Origin of the sequence: Methanoregula sp. (assembly GCF_002835825.1) — an archaeon.
In the GTDB taxonomy this organism is placed as follows: Archaea; Halobacteriota; Methanomicrobia; order Methanomicrobiales; family Methanospirillaceae; genus Methanoregula.
Genome location: NZ_PIZH01000682.1, coordinates 1 through 1128, shown reverse-complemented (window position 1 = coordinate 1128; position 1128 = coordinate 1). Strand labels below are relative to the sequence as shown.

1 protein-coding gene and 1 pseudogene are annotated in these 1128 nt (G+C 61.7%); both read left to right on the top strand.

The genetic code is table 11. The features are described 5' to 3' along the window. Positions 1–898, top strand: a pseudogene (locus CW742_RS14405) (hypothetical protein); the annotation flags it as partial. A gap of 5 nt (positions 899–903) precedes the next feature. Next, positions 904–1128 (top strand): hypothetical protein (locus CW742_RS14400; RefSeq protein WP_292421561.1); only part of this gene is annotated, 225 nt, incomplete at its 3' end.

Below are 1128 nucleotides of genomic sequence, written 5' to 3'. Positions count from 1 at the left end.
CACGAGCGGTATGTCCGGCCTCGTCTCGTTTGCCGGCGCGCACTACGGCGGCGCCACCTACCGGTGGAACAACGGCGGCACGGGCGGCGCACTCGACCTCCACGACTATGCAATGTCCGGCGATCTCGGCAACCCCGACCGGACCTCGTGGGCAGACCGCACCCGCACGTACCTGAACGCGAACCCGGATGTCAATGTCATCATGTGGTCGTGGTGCGGGCAGGCCGACACAACCGCGGCCAATATCGACCTGTACCTTAACCTGATGAACCAGCTCGAGACCGAGTACCCGCACGTTACATTCGTGTATATGACCGGCCACCTTGACGGAACGGGAACGAATGGCAACCTGAACCAGAGGAACGAGCAGATCCGCGCCTATGCACGGGCCAGCAACAAGGTCCTCTTCGACTTTGCCGACATCGAGAGCTACGATCCCGATGGCCTTGTCAATTACATGGCCCTGAGGGCAAACGACAACTGCGATTACGACTCTGACGGCAATGGCAGCCGGGACCGGAACTGGGCGATCGACTGGCAGAATGCCAACCCCGGAAAATGGTATAGCTGCAGTTCCGCACACAGCCAGCCGCTGAACGCCAACCAGAAGGCCTATGCCGCGTGGCACATGTTCGCCCGCATTGCCGGCTGGGACGGAATGCCGGTTGTTGAAGAGCCGGTTGCCCTGCCGGGCCAGGGCGGCATTCCCACCGATCCCGACAACGATGGGCTCTTTGAGGATCTCAACGCGAACGGCCGTGCCGATTTTGCTGACGTCACCCTCTTCTTTGAGTATATGGAATGGATCGCAGCGAACCAGCCGGTGGCGCTCTTTGACTTCAACGGCAACGGCCGTATCGACTATGCCGACATTGCGGCGCTCTTTACGGAGCTCTGATTGCGATGCTTTATGCACAGCAGTCGAACGGATCGCGAACGCCCCTCCTCTTCATCGGGGCGTGCGTCCTGCTGGCGCTGGCATGCGTACCGGTGATGGCTGACGAAGGCCCGGCCGGATCTTCCCCTGAACCCGCAGGTATCCGGGTTATTGGCGACGATACGACACGAGGCCCCCTGCACCTTGCAGCAGCCGGTGACTCCGCATCCACGGCAGCGCCCGACCTGCTC